This is a genomic window from Mycoplana ramosa, from assembly GCF_041930185.1.
Classification (GTDB): domain Bacteria; phylum Pseudomonadota; class Alphaproteobacteria; order Rhizobiales; family Rhizobiaceae; genus Mycoplana; species Mycoplana ramosa.
Genome location: NZ_JBHEEW010000001.1, coordinates 484,775 through 504,445 on the forward strand (window position 1 = coordinate 484,775; position 19,671 = coordinate 504,445).

The following is a 19,671-nucleotide window of genomic DNA, read 5'->3' on the forward strand; positions in this document are numbered from 1 at the left end:
TGCAGCGGATCGCGAACCGGCCCAAGCCGCATCAACGAGGACATTGCGATGAAATTTCCGTCTTTCCTGCCCTGGCGGCGCGCCGGGGCGCAGCGCGTTGGCGTTTCCGAGACCAAGGCGACCGGGTTCGTGACGCTGACCGCCGAGGGGCGGGCGCGCTGGTCCAGCCGCAGCTACGCCTCGCTGGCGCGCGAAGGGTTCATGAAAAATCCGGTCGCGCACCGGGCGGTGCGGATGATCGCCGAAGCCGCGGCGTCGGTGCCCTGGCTGGTCTATGAGGGCGATGAGGAACTGGCGGACGACCCGCTCGCCGGACTGCTCGTGCGGCCGAACGGCCGGATGGGCGGCAACGAGTTTTTCGAGGCGCTTTACGGCCACCTGCTGCTCTCGGGCAATGCCTTCGTCGAGGGCGTCCGCATCGGCGCGGCCTTGGTCGAAGGGAGGCGGGCACCTGGAAGTGCAGACAATTGCGGCAGGCGTTGAGGCGTTGTTGCATGATGCGGCGCTGACGCTCGACGGATTTCATCTCGTCAGCCTGCTACACCGCTCGACCCGGATCGCGCGGGAGGGAACGAAGCCGTTGCACAAGGCCGAGATGCGGTTTCGGGCGGTAACGGAATAGGCGGGGTCGGACTGACAAAGGCTCCGCGCTCAACGGTTTGATGCCTGGGGGATCCTTGATGGGGTCGTGATGCGCGCAGTCGATACGCGCTACCACCCCTCCGACCTCCAGTGCGCAGGTCCTGCCGAGCAGAAGATTTTTTTGCGCCGCCGACGCGGCGCGCTGGATCCCGGCTCAAGGCCGGGATGAAGGAAGAATAAAGCGGGGCGCTCTTCGGGGCCAGCCCTTAACCAAAATGTGGACTTTTAGTTGAAGTTCCTCGGAAACCCCTTAGAGAACAACGCTCTGAGGGGTTTTATCTTGCTTAAAAAATTTGAAGGAAGTCAAAAGCTACGTCTTCCCCACTCCTTCAATGGAGTGAACGTCAACTTCTGCAAAAATCCGCTCTGCTCTAACTTCGGCGAGCCAGCAGAGGTCGAAGATCAACGAGGCAAGCGACGCAGCAACGACAGTGACGGGCGATTCCCTGTATTGCATCTCCTGCGACACCCACAGCGCCGTCAAAAGCAACCGCGCCGTTAGCGAAGAACTCGACAGGCATCTCGAGCTACTGGCGACGCCAGGTGGCCTTCACTGCCCACAAGTGACCTGCACGAACTACTTTAAACCTATTGATTCGCACCCTGAATCTTATTCCCCACACGGCAGGACCGCCAGGGGTGACAAGCGGTACAAGTGCAAATGCTGTTCGAAGACGTTTTCGTCCGGGCAACCGCACCAGCGACAGAAGACATCCCACGAGAACAAGTCTGTCTTCCAAATGCTCGTAGGGAAAGTCTGCATTTCCAAGATCGCTCAGATCACGGGCCTCGCGCCGAAGACCGTCTACGACAAGATCGATTTCCTGCACGCCCAGTGCACCAAGTTCCTGGCGGATCGGGAGAGGCGTCTTCCAGAGCTGGAATTCGACAGCATGCGGATCGCCACCGACATGCAAGACTATATGGTCAACTGGCCCACCAAGAAGCTCAGGAAGACCATCCAGTTCCGCGCACTGGCATCAAGCTGCCTCGACACCGGATACGTGCTTGCCTGCCATCCGCAACTCGATCCAAGGTTCAACACGAACGACATCCAGGCTGCGGTCGAGGCATGCGGTGATCTTGATCTGAAGCCTGCGATGCGCGAATACGCCCGCCTCTGGAACTATGAGGACTATGCTACCGCGCTGCAGATGGAGCCGGGCACTTTCGCGCCTGTCCGGGAGGATCAGGACGCGGCCGAAGACATGACAACGGATCGTCAGCTTCCTAATCAGGGGGCAATGGTCCACATCGATTACCTGATGTTCGGGCATTTCTTGTACCTGCATGCCTTGATCGGCCGCAGGTCTGGTCACGTCCATTTCTCTCTGGATGCCGATCCGGGGCTGGCCAACGCCTGCCTAGCGGCGTGGAAGGACAAGTTCCTGAACGGTCAGCTCGATGTGGCCATTCTGACCTGTGACAAAGGGGCGACGATCGATCAGAAGAATGCCGCTGTAGCAGAAGCGGCGAAGCTCAAGATCAAAGCCGAAGAGAAATTTCCCTATCTGCATCCATTTCAGGCTTGGCTGGCCTACTTCGTCGACAACAGTGTCTTGCCGTACTTTCACGGCCGACGCCGAGGCGAGGAACTCCGATCGAGGGAAATTCCCTACCCATTCATCAAGAAGTCGGAGCCAGGCAAGAAGGTGCGATTCCTGACCGATGACGGTCAGCGCTCAACCATGGAGATCGCACGGCTCTTTCACCACACGTCGCTGCACCAAGTTGACCGCTTCTTCATGCAGGTTCGGCGCAGTATCGCCGGGCTTGAGCGAGCGCCGCAGTACCCTCGTCGCGCTTCCCGGAAATGGTACCTGTATGGCTTCTACTCACCCGAGATGGTCGAGAAGTGCCTCACCATCTATCGAACCTACTTCAACTATATCGCCAAGGGCGAAGACCGGATGACGCCCGCGATGCGTATCGGTCTTGATAAGGGGCCGGTGAGGTTCGAGGAGATCATCTATTTCGAGTGATCCCGGATCACTTTCACCCCTAACTAAAATGTGAAGTCAGCAACAAGCATTTACTGGCTCCACATTTTAGTTAGGGGCTGGCTCTTCGGGGCGCCTTTTTCGTTTCTGGAAAGGAGCATGCGGATGGTGGCGCAAAAGGGGCGGGACCTCTTGTTGAAGGTCGAGGATGGCGGGAGTTTTGTCACGGTTGCCGGGTTGCGGTCGAAAAAGCTCTCCTTCAACGCGCAAGTCGTGGACGTGACCGACGCCCAGTCGGCGGGGCGCTGGCGCGAGCTTCTGGGCGGTGCCGGCGTGCAGCGGGCGTCGGTGTCGGGAAGCGGCATCTTCAAGGATCAGGCGTCGGACGCGCTGGTGCGGGCGGCATTCTTTGCCGGCGCGATCCTGTCGTGGGAACTGGTCATTCCAGATTTCGGCACGGTCGCCGGGCCCTTCCAGATCACCGCGCTGGAGTATTCCGGCGCGCATGACGGCGAACTGCTGTTCGACCTGTCCCTGGAATCGGCCGGCGCGCTGACGTTCGGGGCGCTGTGATGGTCGGGCGCGCCAATCGCCGGCGGGGCGAGATCGAGGCGGTCTTCGACGGGGAGCGACGCATCCTGTGCCTGACGCTGGGCGCGCTTGCGGAACTGGAGACCGCCTTTGAGGTCGACAATCTGGACGACCTCGCACGACGCTTCTCGCGCGGGAGCATCAGCGCGCGCGACATCATTCGCATTCTCGGCGCGGGCCTGCGCGGCGGCGGCAACCTCTACAGCGACGAGGACGTGGCAGGGATGATGAGCCAGGCCGGCCTCGAGGGTTTTGCCCGCACGGTCGCGGCGCTGCTCTCGGCCACCTTCGGCACGGAGGATGCCGCAGGAGGCGGGCGAAACCCTCCGGGGCCGCATCCGGCGAACTGAGCCGCGAGGCGGCAGGCTTCCCCTGGGAGGCGGTGCTGCACGCGGGACTGTGCCGGATGCGGCTTGATCCCAAGGTCTTCTGGTCGATGACGCCGCTGGAGTTTGCGATCGCCGCCGGGCTTGGCGAGCACGGCGGTGGCGCGCCGGACCGGCGGGGGCTGGAGGCGCTGATGCAGGCGTTCCCCGACACGCGCTTCCAAGCGGCAAATCCGCGGAACGAGGTGGACGAAGATCGTCCCCAGCATGGGACGACATCCTTTCAAGGAGCGGAACGATGACGGAAACGGATGGCATGCCGTTGGCCGAGACGGTGCAGAGTGCGGAAGCGCTGCAGTCCGTCTTCGACGACCTCGAGGTGCGGTCGCGTTCGTTCGGGACCGCGCTGACCGGGGCGCTGAAATCAGCGACGGTGGACGGGCGCGGGCTCGAGGATGTGCTCAAAAGCCTGGCGTTGCGGATCAGCAATATCGGGCTTTCGGTCGGCCTGAAGCCGCTCGAGGGGCTGCTCGCGTCCGGGATCTCCGGACTAGCCGGCAGGGTCACACCCTTTGCCAAGGGCGGCGTGGTTGCCGCGCCGACCTATTTTTCCGCCGCCGGCGGATTGGGGCTGATGGGCGAGGCCGGGGCGGAGGCAATCCTGCCGCTGCGGCGCGGCGCCGACGGGTCGCTCGGGGTGGCGGCCAGCGAGGGCGGCGGGGGAACCAGCATCGTCTTCAATGTCACCGCCACGGATGCGGCAAGCTTCATGCGCTCGCAGGGACAGGTCCGCGATGCTGACGCGGGCGGTCGGTCGCGGACAGCGGGGGCTCTGAAAATGGCGATGTCGGGATTTCACGAGGTGCGCTTTCCGCTGCGGATCGCGCTCGGTACGAGCGGCGGGCCGGTGCGGCGCACCGACATCGTCTCGCTTTCCAACGGGCGGGAAAACCGGAACCGTCGCTGGCACGACGCCAGGCGGCGCTACGATGCCGGCTCCGGCGTCCGCTCCATCGACGATCTCTATGCGGTTCTCGCCTTCTTCGAGGCGCGGGCGGGCCAACTGTACGGCTTTCGCTTCCGCTCGACGGTGCGAACGCGGGACTTGCTCGACGATCCGCGGCAGCAGACTGCAAGATGCGCGCATCCCCGGCGCGGACGAGGGGGCGGGGATCATCCGGATCTACGGCACCGCGCGCGTCGGCGGCACGCTGATCTGGGCGACACGCTTTGACGAGGAGGTGACCTCCGAGCGCGCCGGCGGCAAGGCGACGGGACCGCGTGTGGAGACCTACCGCTACTTCGCCAGTTTCGCCGTCGGCATCTGCGAGGGGCCGATTGCCGGCATACGCCGTGTCTGGGCCGACGGGCGCGAACTCGACCTGACGGACATCCCGATGCGGATCCACCGGGGCGAGGCGAACCAGCAGCCCGATCCGCTGATCGAGGCTAAGCAGGGGGCGGGGAACGCGCCGGCCTATCGGGGGCTTGCCTACGCCGTCTTCGAGCGCCTGCCGCTCGACGGCTTCGGCAACCGCATTCCGATCCTGCAGTTCGAGGTGCTAAAGCCGACGGGGATGCTGGAGAAGCGCATCCGCGCCGCGACGATCATTCCCGGCTCCAGCGAGCACGGCTACGATCCGCGCAAGGTCACAGAGCGCCTTGGGGCGGGCGAGGGGCGCAATATCAACCGCAACAATCGGATCGCCGCTTCCGACTGGACGGCATCGATCGACGAACTGCAGGCGCTTTGTCCCAATCTCGAGCGCGTGGCGCTCGTCGTCGCCTGGTTCGGCACCGATCTGCGCGCGGGCCACTGCCGGATCCTGCCGGGGGTGGAGGTTCTGGCGCGCAGCGACGAGAGCCGGCCCTGGCGCGTCAGCGGCATCGGGCGCGGCGCGGCCCACCTCGTCAGCCGCAATGATGGCGGCCCGGCCTATGGCGGCACGCCGTCGGACGAGAGCGTGGTGGCGGCGATCGCGGACCTGAAGGCACGGGGGCTGAAGGTCTATCTCTATCCCTTCGTGCTGATGGACGTTCCGGCCGGCAACGACCTTCCCGATCCCTATGGGGGTACTCGTCAGGCGGCCTATCCCTGGCGGGGGCGGATCACCTGTCACCCGGCAACAGGCCGGCCCGGGAGCGCCGACAAGATGGCTTCGGCGCGCAGCCAGGTCGCGGCGTTCTGCGGCAACGCCGCTGCCGGCGACTTTTCCGTGTCCGGCAGCTCGGTCGTCTCCGAGGCGCCAGACCAGGGCTATCGGCGGATGGTGCTGCACTACGCGCATCTGGCCGATGCCGCTGGCGGCGTGGACGGCTTCATCATCGGCTCGGAGATGCGGGGGCTGACGCAACTGCGCGACCAGGCGGGGGCATTCCCGTTCGTCGAGGCGCTGTGCGACCTTGCCGCGGACGTGCGCGCCATCGTCGGGCCGGCGACGAAGCTCACCTACGGCGCCGACTGGAGCGAGTACTTCGGCTATCACCCCACCGATGGCAGCGGCGAGGTGCATTTCCACCTCGATCCGCTCTGGGCATCCCCCGCGATCGATGCGGTCGGGATCGACAACTATATGCCGCTCTCCGACTGGCGCGACGGCGACGCGCTTTTCGGCAATCCGGACGGCTTTCGCCTGCCGGACGACGAGGATGCCATGCGCGGCATGATCGAAAGCGGCGAGGGATTCGACTGGTACTATGCAAGCGACGCGGATCGGACCGCGCGGGCCCGCTCGCCGATTACCGACGGCATGGCGGGCAAGCACTGGCTGTACCGCTACAAGGATCTGGCCGGTTGGTGGACGAACCGGCATTTCGCGCGCGCGAACGGGACCGAGGCGTCGACCGCGTCGGCCTGGGTGCCGCGCTCGAAGCCGATCTGGTTGACGGAGCTCGGATGCCCGGCGGTCGACAAGGGCGCGAACCAGCCCAACGTCTTCACCGATCCGAAGAGCGCGGAAAACGCGCTTCCCTATTTTTCCGCCGGCGGGCGCGCCGACGCGATGCAGCGGCGGTTCCTCGATGCCCATCACCGCTGGTGGCAGGGAACCGGCGCCGAGCCGGGCATGGTCGATCCGGATCACATCTTCGTCTGGACCTGGGATGCGCGGCCCTATCCGGCCTTTCCGGAAAACGATGCGCTCTGGGCCGACGGACACAACTGGCAGCTTGGTCACTGGCTGAACGGCCGGCTCGGGGCGACGACCGTGGCGGACACGATCGCGGCCATCCTGAAGGATCATGGCTTCACCGCGTTCGACGTCTCGATGGTGAGCGGCGACCTGGTGGGCTTCGTGCAGGCGGATCCCGGTTCGGCGCGCAGTCTGCTGGAGCCGCTGATGGCGACGTTCCAGATCGATGCGGTCGAGGAGAACGGTATCCTGCACTTCCGTTCGCGCCTGCGCGCGGCGCTGCCTGCCATCGCGATCGACGTGCTCGCCGAACGCCCGGAGGAAACCGCCTTCGAGGAAGTGCGCAGCCATCCGAGCGAATTCGCGGGCGAAGCGATCCTGGATCACGTCTCCGATTCGTCCGCCTATCAGCGGGTGACGGCGCGTTCGCGGCGGATGACGGCGGAGAACGATCGCATGCTGCGGCTGTCGCTGCCGGCGGTGCTGCACGCCGGCGCTGCTGCGGGAAGCGTCGAAGCCGCGCTGCGCGATCACCGCGCCGCCATGCGGCAGCTGACGTTCCGGCTGCCGCCGAACGCGCTCGACGTGATGCCGGGCGACGTCGTGCGGCTGAGTGAGGGACCCGAGGAGCGCTTTCTGGTGACCCGGATCACGGAGGGCGCCGTGCGGGAGGTTGAGGCACGCAGCTTTGCCGGTGGCGAGGCCAGCGCGCCGATGCCGCCCGCCAGGCCGTCCATGCCACCCGGGGGGCTGGAGGCCGCTGCATTCCTGCCCGAAATCCACTTTCTCGACCTGCCCTGTTTCGAGACGGGGCCTGCGGAGAGCTTTGCCCGCGTCGGCGCATACGCGAAACCTTGGCGGCCGATCCTGATCTCGTCCTCGCCCGGGACCGACGGCTTTAACGCGCGGGTGCGGCTCGATCGGCCGGCGCGCATGGGCCGGCTGTCCGCGCCGCTTGCGGCGGGAGCCTGGGGACGTTTCGACCGTGCGCACACGATCGAACTCGACATGCCCTTTGGCGCGCTTTCTTCCAAGGGACGAAATGCGGTGCTCGGCGGGGAAAACCGCATCGCGATCGCCTCTGCGTCCGGACGTTGGGAGATCGTCGGCTTCCTGGCGGCGGAAGAGACTTCGCAACGGCACTGGCGGTTGAGCGGGCTGTTGCGCGGGCTTGCAGGCAGCGAGGACGTGATGGCCGAAGGGCATGAAACGGGCGCTGCCGCGGTGTTTCTGGATGCCGCCGTTCAATCGCTGGCGTTGTCGGCGGAGGAGGCCGGACGCAGCGTCAACTGGATCGCCGAGGCTAGAGGTGTGACGGAGGCGCCCCCTGCATTCGCGTTTGCGGGCGGATTGCGCGCAAAGACGCCGATCGCGCCCGTGCACCTGAGAGGTCGGCGGCTTGCGGAAGGTGGGATTCGCTTCTCCTGGACGCGGCGGGCGCGCCTGAACGCGGATGGCTGGGACGGCTTCGACATTCCCCTCGACGAGCCGTTCGAGGCCTATCGCCTCGAGATCCTGTCCGGGGAGACGATCGCCCGCGCCGTCGAGACAGACCGGCCGTTCTTCGACTACGCGGCGGCGGACGAGATCGCCGATTTCGGCGCACCACAGACGCAGATCGCCATCCGCGTCCGGCAGCTTGGGCTTGCCGTGCGGGATGGAATTCCCGCGCAGACGATGGTGAAGCTTTGAAGCGGAAAGGACTTTGTCATGAATGCAGACCTCAAACCCTGGTATCTGTCGAAGACCGTCTGGGGCGGCGTGCTGGCGATCGTCGCATCGCTTGCGGACCTCGCCGGGCTGGGTATCGACAGCCTCGAGCAGGCCGAACTCGCCGATCACATGACCGCGCTACTGGCCGCCGCGGGTGGGATCGTTGCGGTGGCGGGGCGGATCGTGGCGCAAAAACGGCTCAAGTAATCCTGTGCGCCCCGGGCGTGAATTGCGCTGCCACATTCATTTGCCATTCAGCGTCGTTCAGTTAATTCTGGCGCCACATTGTTACTGCCATGAAAGTGTGTCTATGTCCTCGCCCTTCCTCATTGCCGCAGCTGCGGCCAGCCTGGCGGCATTCGCCCAGCCAGCCGCAGACCGTCCGACCGGCGTGCTGCCGGCGGCGGCCGATTGCAGCGAGGCCGCGCGTCAAGTCGTCTCCGACACGGGTGGCGAACTGCTTTCGGCGCAGCCGCGAAATGGTGTATGCGTGGTGACGGTTCTGGTCCCCGGCAAGGGCAGTGCGCGTCCGCGCAAGGTCACGGTGCGGGTGCCGATGCAATAGTCGGCCGGATCGCTGTACGAGCGGTCCGCCGAAGGAAGGGAAACCGACAGATGCGCATTCTCGTGGTCGAGGACGACGAAAACCTCAATCGTCAGCTGGCCGAGGCTTTGAAGGAGGCCGGCTATGTGGTCGATCAGGCCTATGACGGCGAGGAAGGGCACTATCTCGGAGACGCCGAACCCTATGACGCGGTTATCCTCGATATCGGCCTGCCGGAGATGGACGGCATCAGCGTGCTCGAGAAATGGCGTGCGGACGGCAAGCGCATGCCGGTGCTGCTGCTGACGGCGCGCGATCGCTGGAGCGACAAGGTGGCCGGCATCGACGCTGGTGCGGACGACTACGTGGCAAAGCCGTTCCACGTCGAGGAGGTGCTGGCACGCATCCGCGCGCTGATTCGCCGTGCGGCAGGGCATGCCAGTTCCGAGATCGTCTGCGGCCCGGTCCGGCTGGACACGAAGGGATCGAAGGCGACGGTCAACGGCGTGGCGCTGAAACTGACCTCGCACGAGTACCGGCTGCTCTCCTATCTCATGCACCATATGGGGCAGGTGGTTTCGCGCACCGAATTGGTGGAGCACATGTACGATCAGGACTTCGACCGCGACAGCAACACCATCGAGGTGTTTGTCGGCCGGTTGCGCAAGAAGATCGGCGTCGACCTGATCGAGACCGTCCGCGGCCTCGGTTACCGCATGCAAGCGCCGAGCGATGGCCGTTAGGGCACCAAGAGGCGCGCGGTCGCTCACCTTCCGCGTGCTGCTGCTCGCGTCGCTATGGTCGATGGTGGCGCTGATCGTGATCGCGCTGGCGATTTCGACCCTGTATCGCCGCAGCGCCGAATCCAGTTTCCAGGATCTGCTGCGGGCACAGCTCTACAACGTCATCAACTCCGTCTCCACCGATGATCAGTTCCAGCTGACCGGCAGCCCGCAGTTGGGCGACCTGCGATTCTCGCAGCCGCAGACCGGCTGGTACTGGATCGTCGAGCCGATCGGCGAGAATTTCCCGAGCGAGCCGATGTCGTCCACTTCGCTCGGCTACGGCAGCATTCCCATTCCCGACACCGAAACCATCCCCTTCGACACGCGCTACGAGCGCTACTACACGACCGAGGACACGTTCGGAAATACGGTCGAGGTGGTCGAAACCGAGGTGGTGCTCGACCAGGACGGACGGACGGCGCGGTTCCGGGTCGCCGGCAACCGGAATGTGCTCGAGGACGACATCAGCGCGTTTTCGCGCAACCTCTACCTGGCGCTGGCCGGCTTCGGTGTCGGCAGCCTCGTCCTCAATGCGGTTGCGATCCTGATCGGCCTGAGGCCGCTGGACCACGTGCGCAAGGCGCTGGAGCAAATCCGTGCCGGCCAGGCCGAGCGGCTCGGTGGGGCCTTCCCGCGCGAGATCCAGCCGCTGGTGAGCGAGGTGAACGCGCTGATCGACAGCAATCGCCGGATCATCGAGCGGGCGCGCATGCAGGTCGGCAACCTGGCGCACTCGCTGAAGACGCCGATCGCCGTGCTGCTGAACGAGGCGCGGGTGCTGACCGCCCCGCATGGCGAACTGGTCCGCAACCAGGCGGAGGCGATGCAGAGCCAGGTGCAATCCTACCTCAATCGCGCCCGGATCGCCGCGCAGAGGGAGTCCGTGCTGGCGAGGACGGAAGCCGCGTCCGTGCTGCAGCGCCTGGCGCGGGTGATGCGGCGGCTGAACGCGGACATCGAGTTCACGCTGCTGATCGAGCCGGAGGATCTGATGATCGCGATGGAGCAACAGGATATCGAGGAGGTTGTGGGCAACCTTCTGGAAAATGCCGCGCGCTACGCGCATAGCACGGTTGCGATCCGGGCAATGCCGGCTCCGGAAGAGCCCGGCAACGACGACACCCAGCGCCGGCGCTGGATCGTTCTGGAGGTGGAGGACGATGGGCCAGGTCTCGAGCCGGAGCAGATCCAGGAAGCGCTGAAGCGAGGGAAACGGCTGGATGAGAGCAAGCCTGGAACAGGCCTCGGCCTGTCGATCGTGCGCGAGATCACCTCCGAGTATCAGGGGACGTTGGCGCTTTCCCGTGGCAAGTCGGGCGGGCTGCTGGCGCAACTGATGCTGCCTGCGGTGGCAAAGGATGTTGCCTGATACGACAGACAATGCAAGATAGACGAACCGCCTGGGCAGGACTGGCCGGCGGCGTTGGAATCCAATCGAAAACAGCCAGAAAAGGCGTGAAATGAAGCGGACTTACCGGTTGAACATGAAATCTCGTGTTATCGCGATTCCGGTGGTTGTTGCTTCGATCGGCCTTGCCGGCTGCGGCACCACGTCCGGGCGCACCACAGGCGCGGGGAACGCCGGCGTCGTCGTCTCGTCTGCCGCCTATATTGCCGCGCTCGAAGGGGGACTGGTGTCCCGCGCCAAGGGAATTTCCCTGTCGGCGGGCGACCGCCAGCGGGCGCTTGAGGCAGAGTATCGCGCACTCGAAGCCGCTCCCGGCGGCCAGCCCGTCGTCTGGCAGGGGCGTCGCGTGCAGGGCTCCGTCGTCGCTGCCGCTCCCTATCAGGTCGGTTCACAGAACTGCCGGCAATACAGCCACACGCTGATCGCAGGTGGACGCGAGACGGTAAGCCGGGGGGCCGCGTGCCGGACCGCGGCCGGGACCTGGACGCCGCTGAGCTGAGCGCTCAGCCGCCGCACCCGACTGGTTGCGGCGAAACGCCTCAAATTTCCGTCACTTCGCCTTTTGCAATTGGAAAACGCCAGCCGTTCCATTAATTGGATCGCATGCTTTTCTGGATCCTCGTCGCCGTCATGACCGCCGCTGTCGCGGCCGTATTGCTCCTGCCGCTGCTGCGGGCCGGCCGGAGTGCCGATATTGCGGACGCGCATGACGCCGAGGTCTATCGCGACCAGCTCGATGAATTGGCGCGTGACCGGGCCGCCGGGCTGATCGGCGTCGATGAAGCCGAACTGGCGCGGGCGGAAATCGCCCGCCGGCTGATTGCGGCCAAGGCGCGCGAAACGAAGGCGGGACCGGCGACGTCGGAGCGCCGCAACCGGCTGGCGCAGGTGGCGATCATGGTGCTGTTTCCGGCGATCGGCCTCGGCCTCTATCTGGCCACGGGCAACCCCGATCTTCCGGCGCAGCCGCTGGCGGCACGGCTGGCCGAGCCGGGCAACGATCTCAATATCCTGATCGCCAAGGCTGAGCGCCACCTTGTCGACAACCCCGACGACGGGGCGGGTTGGGAACTGTTGGCGCCGATCTATTTCCGCAACGGCCGCATCGAGGATTCCGCCAACGCCTATCGCGAGGCGATCCGCGTCCTCGGCGCTTCGCCCGAGCGGCTCGACGGCTATGCGGAGGTGCTGATCGCGCTTGCCGACGGCATCGTCACCAAGGATGCCCGCGAGGTGCTGCAACAGTCTAAGTCGCTGGATGCAAACAATCCGCGGACGCGATACTATCTGGCACTGGCGCTGGAGCAGGAAGGCAGACGCGAGGAGGCGAAGGCCGCGTTTGAGGCACTGGCCAAGGATTCACCTGCCGACGCCCCCTGGCTGTCGCTCGTCAACCGCCATATCGCTGCTCTGGCCGGCGGCACCGAGCAGATGGTCCCCGGCAATCCGACCGAGCAGGACGTCGCTGCGGCTGCGCAGATGGATGCGGACGGCCGCAAGCAGATGATCGCCGGGATGGTGGAGAGCCTCGCGGGAAAGTTGAAGGAAAATCCGGACAATTTCGAGGGATGGATGCGCCTTATCCGATCCTACGTGGTGCTGGATCAAAGAGAGGCGGCCGCAGATGCGCTACGCACGGCGCTGAAGAGCTTCCCGCCGGAGAGCGAGAACGGCAAGCAGTTGCTGGCACTGGCCGGCGAGCTTGCAATCGGAGCCGAAGGTAACGGGCAATGACGAGAAAGCAGAAGCGTTTGGCGGTCATCGGGGGCGGCGTCGCCTTCCTCCTTGCAGCAGTGCTGCTCGTGATGTTCGCCTTCAGCCAGTCGATCGCCTATTTCTACGTGCCCGGTGACCTGGCCAAGACCGAGGTGCCGCCGGGAACGCGAATTCGGCTTGGCGGTCTGGTCGAAGCCGGGTCGGTGAAACGGGGCGAGGGTTCGACCGTCACTTTTGTCGTCACCGATACGATCGGGACGGTGCCGGTGACCTATACGGGCATCCTGCCGGATCTGTTCCGCGAAGGGCAGGGCGTCGTTGCCGAAGGCGCGTTCAAGGCAGGCGATCCGGTTTTTGTGGCCGATACCGTGCTTGCCAAGCATGACGAAACCTACATGCCGAAGGACGTGGCCGACCGCCTGGAGGCGCAGGGCGTTACGCTCGGCGGCAAGGAGACCATCAAGTGATCATCGAGCTTGGACATTATGCGCTGGTGCTGGTGCTGGCGACGGCCATCATCCAGTCGCTGCTGCCGCTTGCAGGCACATTGCGCAATGATTCTTCGCTCATGGCGGTCGCGCCGTCCTCGGCAATCGCCGGCTTTCTGCTGACGGCGTTCTCCTTCCTCGACCTGACCTTCGCCTACGTCGTGTCGGACTTCTCCGTGCTGAACGTTTGGGAGAACTCCCATTCGATGAAGCCGCTGATCTACAAGATCTCCGGCGTCTGGGGGAACCACGAGGGCTCGATGATGCTGTGGTTGCTCATCCTGAGCTTCTTCAGCGCGCTCGTGGCGAGCTTCGGCGGCAACCTGCCCGAGCGCCTCAAGGCCAACGTGCTGGCAGTCCAGGGCTGGATCACGGCGGCCTTCGCGCTTTTCATCCTTTTGACGTCCAATCCCTTCCTGCGGCTCGATCCGGCGCCGGGCGAGGGCAAGGACCTCAACCCGATCCTGCAGGACGTCGGGCTCGCGATTCATCCGCCGCTGCTCTATCTCGGCTATGTCGGCTTCTCCGTCTGCTTTTCCTTTGCGATCGCCGCACTGATCGACGGCCGCATCGACGCCGCCTGGGCGCGCTGGGTGCGCCCGTGGGCGCTCGCCGCCTGGAGCTTTCTCACCGCCGGCATCGCCATGGGTTCCTACTGGGCCTACTACGAACTCGGCTGGGGCGGCTGGTGGTTCTGGGATCCGGTGGAAAACGCCTCCTTCATGCCCTGGCTCGCCGGCACGGCCCTGCTGCACTCGGCGCTGGTGATGGAGAAGCGCGAGGCGCTGAAGATCTGGACGGTGCTGCTGGCAATCCTGACCTTCTCGCTGTCGCTGCTCGGGACGTTTCTGGTCCGCTCCGGCGTTCTGACGTCGGTGCATGCCTTTGCCACCGACCCCACACGCGGCGTATTCATCCTGGCAATTCTGGTGATCTTCATCGGCGGGGCGTTCTCGCTCTTCGCCTTCCGGGCGCCGACGCTGAAAGCCGGCGGCCTGTTTGCGCCGATCTCGCGCGAAGGCGCGCTCGTCTTCAACAACCTGATCCTCACGACCGCGGCCGCGACCGTTCTGACCGGTACGCTATACCCGCTGGTGCTCGAGGCACTGACGGGTGAAAAAATCTCGGTCGGCGCGCCGTTCTTCAACCTGACCTTCGGCCTGCTGATGGTGCCATTGCTGCTGGCCGTCCCCTTCGGCCCGCTGCTCGCGTGGAAGCGGGGCGACCTGCTCGCAGCCGGCCAGCGGCTCTTCGCGGCCGTCGGAATCGGGCTGGTGATCGCGGCCCTCGTGCAATGGACGCATGGCGGCGGCCCGGTCCTTGCCTATTTCGGCCTGGCGCTCGGCTTCTACATGCTCGCGGGTGCGGTTACCGACCTGTGGCTGCGCGCCGGCATCGGCAAGGTGAGCGCGAGCGTCGCCGCCAGGCGGCTGTTCGGACTGCCGGGCTCGGCCTTCGGCACCGCGCTCGCCCATTTCGGTCTCGGCGTGACGGTGATCGGTGTCGTCGCGGTGACGGCCTTCGAGACCGAGCATGTCGTGGAGATGAAGCCCGGCGTCAGTGTCGAGTCGGGTGGCTATACCCTGACCTTCGACGGAATGCGCCAGGGTCGCGGGCCGAACTACACCGAGGAAAGCGGGCATTTCACCGTGGCCCGCGGCGGCGTCAAGGTCAGCGAAGTCTGGTCATCGAAACGGCTCTACACGGCGCGACGGATGCCGACGACGGAGGCCGGCATCCGCACGTTCGGGCTGAGCCAACTCTACGTGTCGCTTGGAGATCCGATGAGTGATGGCGGCATCGTCGTCCGCATCTGGTGGAAGCCGATGATTCTGTGCATCTGGCTCGGTTCGCTGGTCATGATGGCGGGCGGGGCGGTATCGTTGTTCGACCGCCGGCTGCGCATCGGTGCGCCGCAGAAGCTGCGGAAGATCAAGCCGGCGCCGGCCCTGGAGGCGGCGGAATGATGCGCAGGCTGCTTGTTGCCGTCGCGTTTCTGATGAGCGCCTTTCCCGCCTTTGCGGTAAACCCGGACGAGGTGCTTGCCGATCCGGCGCTGGAGGCGCGCGCCCGCGCGCTGTCGGCCCAGCTTCGCTGCATGGTCTGCCAGAACCAGTCGATCGACGACTCCAATGCCGAACTGGCCCGCGACCTGCGCCTGTTGGTGCGCGAACGGATCAAAAGCGGCGACAGCGACGAGGCGGTGATCGATTATGTCGTGTCGCGCTACGGCGAGTTTGTGTTGCTGAAGCCGCGCCTCAAGCCGGAGACCATACTGCTATGGGGCGCGCCGGTGATCCTTTTTCTGGGCGGGGCAGTCGCGATGGCGGTGTTTGTCCGCCGGCGTTCGGGCCAGGCGGTTGGCATGCCGCTGACGGCCGAGGAACGGGCGGCGCTGGAGCGGATCGTCGCGGCGGACGCGGCCGGAAAAGACGAGCGGCAAAGCTAGGTCCCGAGCCTGGGAACCCCTTTTATTTCAGCCTTTTGGCGAAGATTACCAAAAATTCATGCCGCGGACAGTGTGCCGTAAGGTTTGGGATCCTATCTCTGAGGCATCGAATTCATTCGAACCATCACAGAGAAAAGGCATCCGCGATGTTCACGCAAAACTCCCTTCGTCCCTCGCTCAAGACGGTCCTGAAGACCTCGACTGTCGCGGGTCTTGCAGCAGTGATGCTGGCAACCGGCATCCCGGCGCGCATCGCGCAGTCCTTTGCCGAGCCTGTCAAGGTGACGGCACCGCAGGTTGCAAGCTTCGGCGATGTCGTCGACGCCGTTTCCCCGGCCGTCGTTTCCGTCCGCGTTCAGTCCGACGTCAAGCCGGTCGAGAACGACGGCAACTTCACCTTCGATTTCGGCGGCCGCGGTTTCGATCAACTGCCGGACGACCATCCGCTGAAGCGCTTCTTCCGCGAGTTCGGCGGCCAGGATGGCGGCCAGAGCGCTCCACGCCAGTTCGGTGAAAAGGATGGTGGCAAGCGCAAGGGGCATCTCCGTCCCACCTCGCAGGGGTCCGGCTTCTTCATCTCCGAGGACGGCTATATCGTGACCAACAACCACGTCGTCGACGACGGCGCTGCTTTCACCGTCATCATGCATGACGGCACGGAACTCGATGCAAAGCTGGTCGGCAAGGACAGCCGCACCGACCTGGCGGTCCTCAAGGTCGACAACAAGGAAAATCGCAAGTTTACCTATGTCAGTTTCGCCGATGACAGCAAGGTGCGCGTCGGTGACTGGGTCGTGGCCGTCGGCAACCCGTTCGGCCTCGGCGGCACCGTGACGGCCGGCATCATCTCGGCCCGCGGCCGCAACATCGGCTCCGGCCCCTATGACGACTACCTGCAGATCGACGCCGCCGTGAACCGCGGCAACTCGGGTGGTCCGGCCTTCAACCTCGACGGCCAGGTGGTGGGCATCAACACCGCGATATTCTCGCCCTCCGGCGGCAATGTCGGCATCGCGTTCGCGATCCCGGCCTCCGTCGCCAAGGACGTGGTCGCCGAGCTGATGAAGGACGGCAAGGTTGAGCGCGGCTGGCTCGGCGTGCAGATCCAGCCGGTGACGAAGGACATCGCCGAGTCGCTCGGCCTGGCCGACGCGCAGGGGGCACTGGTGGTCGAGCCGCAGTCCGGCTCGCCGGGCGAGAAGGCCGGCATCAAGAAGGGCGACGTGATCACCGCGCTCGATGGCGACACCGTCAAGGATTCGCGCGATCTGGCCAAGCGCGTCGCCGTGATCAAGCCGGGAACCACCGTCGATCTGTCGGTCTGGCGAAACGGCAAGTCCGAAACGGTCAAGGTGGAGATCGGCAGGCTGGAAAGCGACCAGCAGGCGTCTGCCTCCGAACAGCAGGCAAACCCCGACCAGCAGCAGTCCAGCGAACAGGAACTGGCCGATCTCGGCATCTCCGTCAGCCCGGCCGATGACGGCAACGGCGTCATGGTGGCCGCGGTCGATCCGGACTCCGACGCCAGCGACCGTGGGCTGAAGGCAGGGGATCGCATCACCACTGTCAACAACCAGGAAGTCAAGTCCGCAGAGGACATTACCAAGGTCATCGACCAGGCCCGCAAGGACGGTCGCTCCAAGGCGCTGTTCCAGGTGGACACCGATAACGGCAGCCGCTTCCTTGCCCTGCCGATCGGCCAGGGCTGATCCGCACAGTTCGATCCGGAACGCCGCGAAATCGCAAGATTTCGCGGCGTTCGCGTCCTGATCGCCCCCCTTGCCGGCGGTCTGTTCAAGTGGATGACAACACGTGTAAGGTCCAGCCATGAAGATACTGATTGTTGAAGACGATCTGGACGCCGCCGCCTACCTCTGCAAGGCGTTTCGCGAGGCCGGGATTGTTTGCGATCACGCTTCCGACGGCGACAGCGGCCTGTTTCTCGCGTCCGAGAACAGCTACGACGTGCTCGTGGTGGACAGGATGTTGCCCCGGCGGGACGGCCTGTCGCTGATATCGGAACTGCGGGCAAAAGGCATCCACACGCCGGCATTGATCCTTTCCGCGCTGGGGCAGGTCGACGATCGTGTCACCGGCCTGCGTGCCGGCGGCGACGACTACTTGCCCAAGCCCTATGCGTTCAGCGAACTGCTGGCCCGCGTGGAGGTGCTCGGGCGCCGAAAGGGCACGCCCGAGCAGGACATGACCTACCGGGTCGGCGATCTCGAACTGGATCGGCTTGCCCATGTCGTTCGTCGCGCCGGCAAGGAGATACCGCTACAGCCCCGCGAGTTCCGCCTGCTCGAATATCTGATGAAAAACGCCGGCCAGGTGGTGACGCGCACCATGCTGCTGGAAAACGTCTGGGACTATCATTTCGACCCGCAGACCAACGTGATCGACGTGCATGTTTCACGGCTGCGGTCCAAGATCGAGAAGGATTTCGACCAGCCGCTGCTGCGCACGGTTCGGGGCGCCGGCTACATGATCAAGGACGAGGTGTCGGCCTGAAGATGCTGTCCGGCCTCTCAACGCTCTTCCGGACGACGGCGGTTCGCCTGTCCGCCCTCTACATCCTGCTCTTTGCCGCCTGCGCCGCCTTTCTCGTCTTCTACGTGACGTCAATGTCGGAAGGCCTGCTGAAGCAGCAGATGCGGGAAACTGTCTTGATCGAGGTCAGCGAGATCAAGCAGATGTATGCCGCCAACGGGATGAACGGTCTTCTCAGAACGCTGGAGCGCCGTGCGCGCCAGCCGGGCGCCAACCTGTACATCATCGCCAGTCCGACGGGAGAGATCCTTGCGGGCAACGTGTATTCGCTGCAGCCGGGCGTGCTGGACCAGGAAGGCTGGACGCAATCGTCCTTCCGCTACCAGCGCTTCGAGGACGAAGGCAGTTCGGAGCGCCACGTTGCGCGCGCGGAGGTGTTCGTGCTCGACAACGGTCTGCGGATTCTGGTCGGCCGCGACCTGGGCGAGCCGGAGAATTTTAGCGGTCTGGTCCGCCAGGCGCTCGTCGTGGCGCTTGGCATCATGGGCATCGGCGCGCTGGCGATCTGGTACCTGATCGGGCGCAATGCGCTGCGGCGCATGGACCGCATGTCGGACGCCAGCCAGCGCATCATGGACGGCGACCTGACGCAGCGGCTCCCGGTCGGTGGCTCCGGCGACGAGTTCGACCGCCTGTCGGAATCGCTGAACGCGATGCTCGGGCGGATCGAGAAGCTAAACGAAGGGCTCCGCCAGGTTTCCGACAACATCGCCCATGACCTCAAGACGCCGCTCACGCGCCTGCGCAACAAGGCCGAGGCCGCCCCAGCCGGCAAGGCCACGACGGCCGAGTATCGCGAAGCGCTGTCCGAGATGATCGCGGAATCCGATCAATTGATCCGCACCTTCAACGCGCTTCTCATGATCTCCCGGGTCGAAGCCGGCTCCGCGGTGGCGGAGATGGGGCCGGTCGACCTGACCGAGATCGTCGCGGATTGCGTCGAGCTCTACGAGCCTGCCGCGGAGGAGGCCGGCCTGTCGGTCACCTCGGAAATTGCTGCCGGCATCAAGATCACCGGCAACCGCGAACTGATCGGCCAGGCGCTCGGAAACCTGCTCGACAACGCGATCAAATACGCCGAAGGCGGGCCGGACGCGCATATCAAGGTCAGCCTCGCACGAGCCGGCGACGGAGCCGTCGTCACCGTGGCCGACAACGGCCCCGGCATACCGGCGGAACGTCGCGCCGACGTCCTGAAGCGTTTCGTCCGGCTGGACGGCAGCCGCTCCAAGCCTGGCACCGGTCTGGGCCTGTCGCTGGTGGAGGCGGTAACGGAGGTGCATCACGGCCGGCTGGAGCTTGCAGCAACGGTATCGGACGGCGTCGAGCGCGGCCTCACGGCCACGATGCATTTTCCCTTGACGCTGGCGGGCAAGGGCGGCGCCTGA

18 protein-coding genes and 3 pseudogenes are annotated in these 19,671 nt (G+C 65.1%); all 21 read left to right on the plus strand.

Features of this window, described 5'->3' with window-relative positions; genetic code table 11:
• Positions 1–48 precede the first annotated feature (48 nt).
• Positions 49–483 carry a phage portal protein gene (locus JNC62_RS02250; RefSeq protein ID WP_374835526.1) on the plus strand — a complete coding sequence of 145 codons (435 nt, stop codon included), beginning with the start codon at positions 49–51 and terminating at the stop codon, positions 481–483.
• Between the two features lie 4 nt (positions 484–487).
• Positions 488–622 (plus strand): tail completion protein gp17, encoded by a 135-nt coding sequence (gp17, locus tag JNC62_RS02255; protein ID WP_374835528.1) that lies wholly within the window; start codon positions 488–490, stop codon positions 620–622.
• A 451-nt stretch (positions 623–1,073) separates the two neighbouring features.
• Complete coding sequence (locus JNC62_RS02260) at positions 1,074–2,624, plus strand: hypothetical protein (protein WP_374835530.1); 1,551 nt, start codon at positions 1,074–1,076, stop codon at positions 2,622–2,624.
• 123 nt (positions 2,625–2,747) lie between these two features.
• A complete protein-coding gene (locus tag JNC62_RS02265) occupies positions 2,748–3,155 on the plus strand; it encodes a phage major tail protein, TP901-1 family (protein WP_374835532.1) in 408 nt (135 codons plus the stop codon).
• On the plus strand, positions 3,155–3,523 hold the full coding sequence (locus JNC62_RS02270; RefSeq protein WP_374835534.1) for a gene transfer agent family protein: 369 nt from the start codon (positions 3,155–3,157) through the stop codon (positions 3,521–3,523). Before JNC62_RS02265 ends, JNC62_RS02270 begins: the two co-directional genes overlap by 1 nt.
• Positions 3,520–3,801: a rcc01693 family protein gene (locus tag JNC62_RS02275; RefSeq protein ID WP_374835671.1), complete on the plus strand. Its 282-nt coding sequence runs from the start codon at positions 3,520–3,522 to the stop codon at positions 3,799–3,801. Before JNC62_RS02270 ends, JNC62_RS02275 begins: the two co-directional genes overlap by 4 nt.
• Positions 3,798–4,335 (plus strand): annotated as a pseudogene (locus JNC62_RS02280) (phage tail tape measure protein). The gene JNC62_RS02275 and the pseudogene JNC62_RS02280 overlap by 4 nt, the downstream one beginning before the upstream one ends.
• Before the next feature lie 8 nt (positions 4,336–4,343).
• Positions 4,344–4,670 (plus strand): annotated as a pseudogene (locus JNC62_RS02285) (DUF2460 domain-containing protein); the annotation flags it as partial.
• Positions 4,612–8,322, plus strand: a pseudogene (locus tag JNC62_RS02290) (baseplate multidomain protein megatron); the annotation flags it as partial. The pseudogenes JNC62_RS02285 and JNC62_RS02290, both read left to right, overlap by 59 nt.
• 18 nt (positions 8,323–8,340) lie before the next feature.
• Positions 8,341–8,550: a hypothetical protein gene (locus JNC62_RS02295; RefSeq protein WP_374835535.1), complete on the plus strand. Its 210-nt coding sequence runs from the start codon at positions 8,341–8,343 to the stop codon at positions 8,548–8,550.
• A 103-nt stretch (positions 8,551–8,653) separates the two neighbouring features.
• Positions 8,654–8,908 carry a hypothetical protein gene (locus JNC62_RS02300; protein WP_374835537.1) on the plus strand — a complete coding sequence of 85 codons (255 nt, stop codon included), beginning with the start codon at positions 8,654–8,656 and terminating at the stop codon, positions 8,906–8,908.
• A 50-nt stretch (positions 8,909–8,958) separates the two neighbouring features.
• Positions 8,959–9,630 (plus strand): two-component system response regulator FeuP, encoded by a 672-nt coding sequence (gene feuP, locus JNC62_RS02305; protein WP_374835539.1) that lies wholly within the window; start codon positions 8,959–8,961, stop codon positions 9,628–9,630.
• A complete protein-coding gene (locus JNC62_RS02310; RefSeq protein ID WP_374835541.1) occupies positions 9,620–11,041 on the plus strand; it encodes an ATP-binding protein in 1,422 nt (473 codons plus the stop codon). The genes feuP and JNC62_RS02310 overlap by 11 nt, the downstream gene beginning before the upstream one ends.
• 115 nt (positions 11,042–11,156) lie before the next feature.
• Positions 11,157–11,579, plus strand: a complete 423-nt coding sequence (locus JNC62_RS02315; RefSeq protein ID WP_374835543.1) for an RT0821/Lpp0805 family surface protein — start codon at positions 11,157–11,159, stop codon at positions 11,577–11,579.
• Between the two features lie 104 nt (positions 11,580–11,683).
• The gene (gene ccmI / locus JNC62_RS02320) at positions 11,684–12,814 is read left to right on the plus strand and encodes a c-type cytochrome biogenesis protein CcmI (RefSeq protein WP_374835545.1); all 1,131 of its coding nucleotides are present in this window, start codon (positions 11,684–11,686) and stop codon (positions 12,812–12,814) included.
• Positions 12,811–13,263 (plus strand): cytochrome c maturation protein CcmE, encoded by a 453-nt coding sequence (ccmE, locus tag JNC62_RS02325; protein ID WP_374835547.1) that lies wholly within the window; start codon positions 12,811–12,813, stop codon positions 13,261–13,263. The genes ccmI and ccmE overlap by 4 nt, the downstream gene beginning before the upstream one ends.
• Positions 13,260–15,251 carry a heme lyase CcmF/NrfE family subunit gene (locus JNC62_RS02330; protein WP_374835549.1) on the plus strand — a complete coding sequence of 664 codons (1,992 nt, stop codon included), beginning with the start codon at positions 13,260–13,262 and terminating at the stop codon, positions 15,249–15,251. The genes ccmE and JNC62_RS02330 overlap by 4 nt, the downstream gene beginning before the upstream one ends.
• The gene (locus JNC62_RS02335) at positions 15,248–15,733 is read left to right on the plus strand and encodes a cytochrome c-type biogenesis protein (RefSeq protein WP_374835551.1); all 486 of its coding nucleotides are present in this window, start codon (positions 15,248–15,250) and stop codon (positions 15,731–15,733) included. The genes JNC62_RS02330 and JNC62_RS02335 overlap by 4 nt, the downstream gene beginning before the upstream one ends.
• Before the next feature lie 146 nt (positions 15,734–15,879).
• On the plus strand, positions 15,880–17,442 hold the full coding sequence (locus JNC62_RS02340) for a Do family serine endopeptidase (protein ID WP_374835553.1): 1,563 nt from the start codon (positions 15,880–15,882) through the stop codon (positions 17,440–17,442).
• Between the two features lie 118 nt (positions 17,443–17,560).
• Positions 17,561–18,244: a response regulator transcription factor gene (locus tag JNC62_RS02345; RefSeq protein WP_374835555.1), complete on the plus strand. Its 684-nt coding sequence runs from the start codon at positions 17,561–17,563 to the stop codon at positions 18,242–18,244.
• Between the two features lie 5 nt (positions 18,245–18,249).
• Entirely contained in the window at positions 18,250–19,671 is a 1,422-nt protein-coding gene (locus tag JNC62_RS02350; protein WP_374835675.1) for a sensor histidine kinase, read from the plus strand.

Excerpts from the sequence above, each read along its gene's own strand:
- JNC62_RS02265 (WP_374835532.1), top strand. The coding sequence starts at position 2,748 with ATGGTGGCGCAAAAGGGGCGGGACCTCTTGTTGAAGGTCGAGGATGGC.
- feuP (WP_374835539.1), top strand. The coding sequence starts at position 8,959 with ATGCGCATTCTCGTGGTCGAGGACGACGAAAACCTCAATCGTCAGCTG.
- JNC62_RS02340 (WP_374835553.1), top strand. The coding sequence starts at position 15,880 with ATGTTCACGCAAAACTCCCTTCGTCCCTCGCTCAAGACGGTCCTGAAG.
- JNC62_RS02345 (WP_374835555.1), top strand. The coding sequence starts at position 17,561 with ATGAAGATACTGATTGTTGAAGACGATCTGGACGCCGCCGCCTACCTC.
- ccmE (WP_374835547.1), top strand. The coding sequence starts at position 12,811 with ATGACGAGAAAGCAGAAGCGTTTGGCGGTCATCGGGGGCGGCGTCGCC.
- JNC62_RS02335 (WP_374835551.1), top strand. The coding sequence starts at position 15,248 with ATGATGCGCAGGCTGCTTGTTGCCGTCGCGTTTCTGATGAGCGCCTTT.
- JNC62_RS02250 (WP_374835526.1), top strand. The coding sequence starts at position 49 with ATGAAATTTCCGTCTTTCCTGCCCTGGCGGCGCGCCGGGGCGCAGCGC.
- ccmI (WP_374835545.1), top strand. The coding sequence starts at position 11,684 with ATGCTTTTCTGGATCCTCGTCGCCGTCATGACCGCCGCTGTCGCGGCC.
- JNC62_RS02300 (WP_374835537.1), top strand. The coding sequence starts at position 8,654 with ATGTCCTCGCCCTTCCTCATTGCCGCAGCTGCGGCCAGCCTGGCGGCA.
- JNC62_RS02295 (WP_374835535.1), top strand. The coding sequence starts at position 8,341 with ATGAATGCAGACCTCAAACCCTGGTATCTGTCGAAGACCGTCTGGGGC.
- JNC62_RS02315 (WP_374835543.1), top strand. The coding sequence starts at position 11,157 with ATGAAATCTCGTGTTATCGCGATTCCGGTGGTTGTTGCTTCGATCGGC.
- JNC62_RS02270 (WP_374835534.1), top strand. The coding sequence starts at position 3,155 with ATGGTCGGGCGCGCCAATCGCCGGCGGGGCGAGATCGAGGCGGTCTTC.
- JNC62_RS02310 (WP_374835541.1), top strand. The coding sequence starts at position 9,620 with ATGGCCGTTAGGGCACCAAGAGGCGCGCGGTCGCTCACCTTCCGCGTG.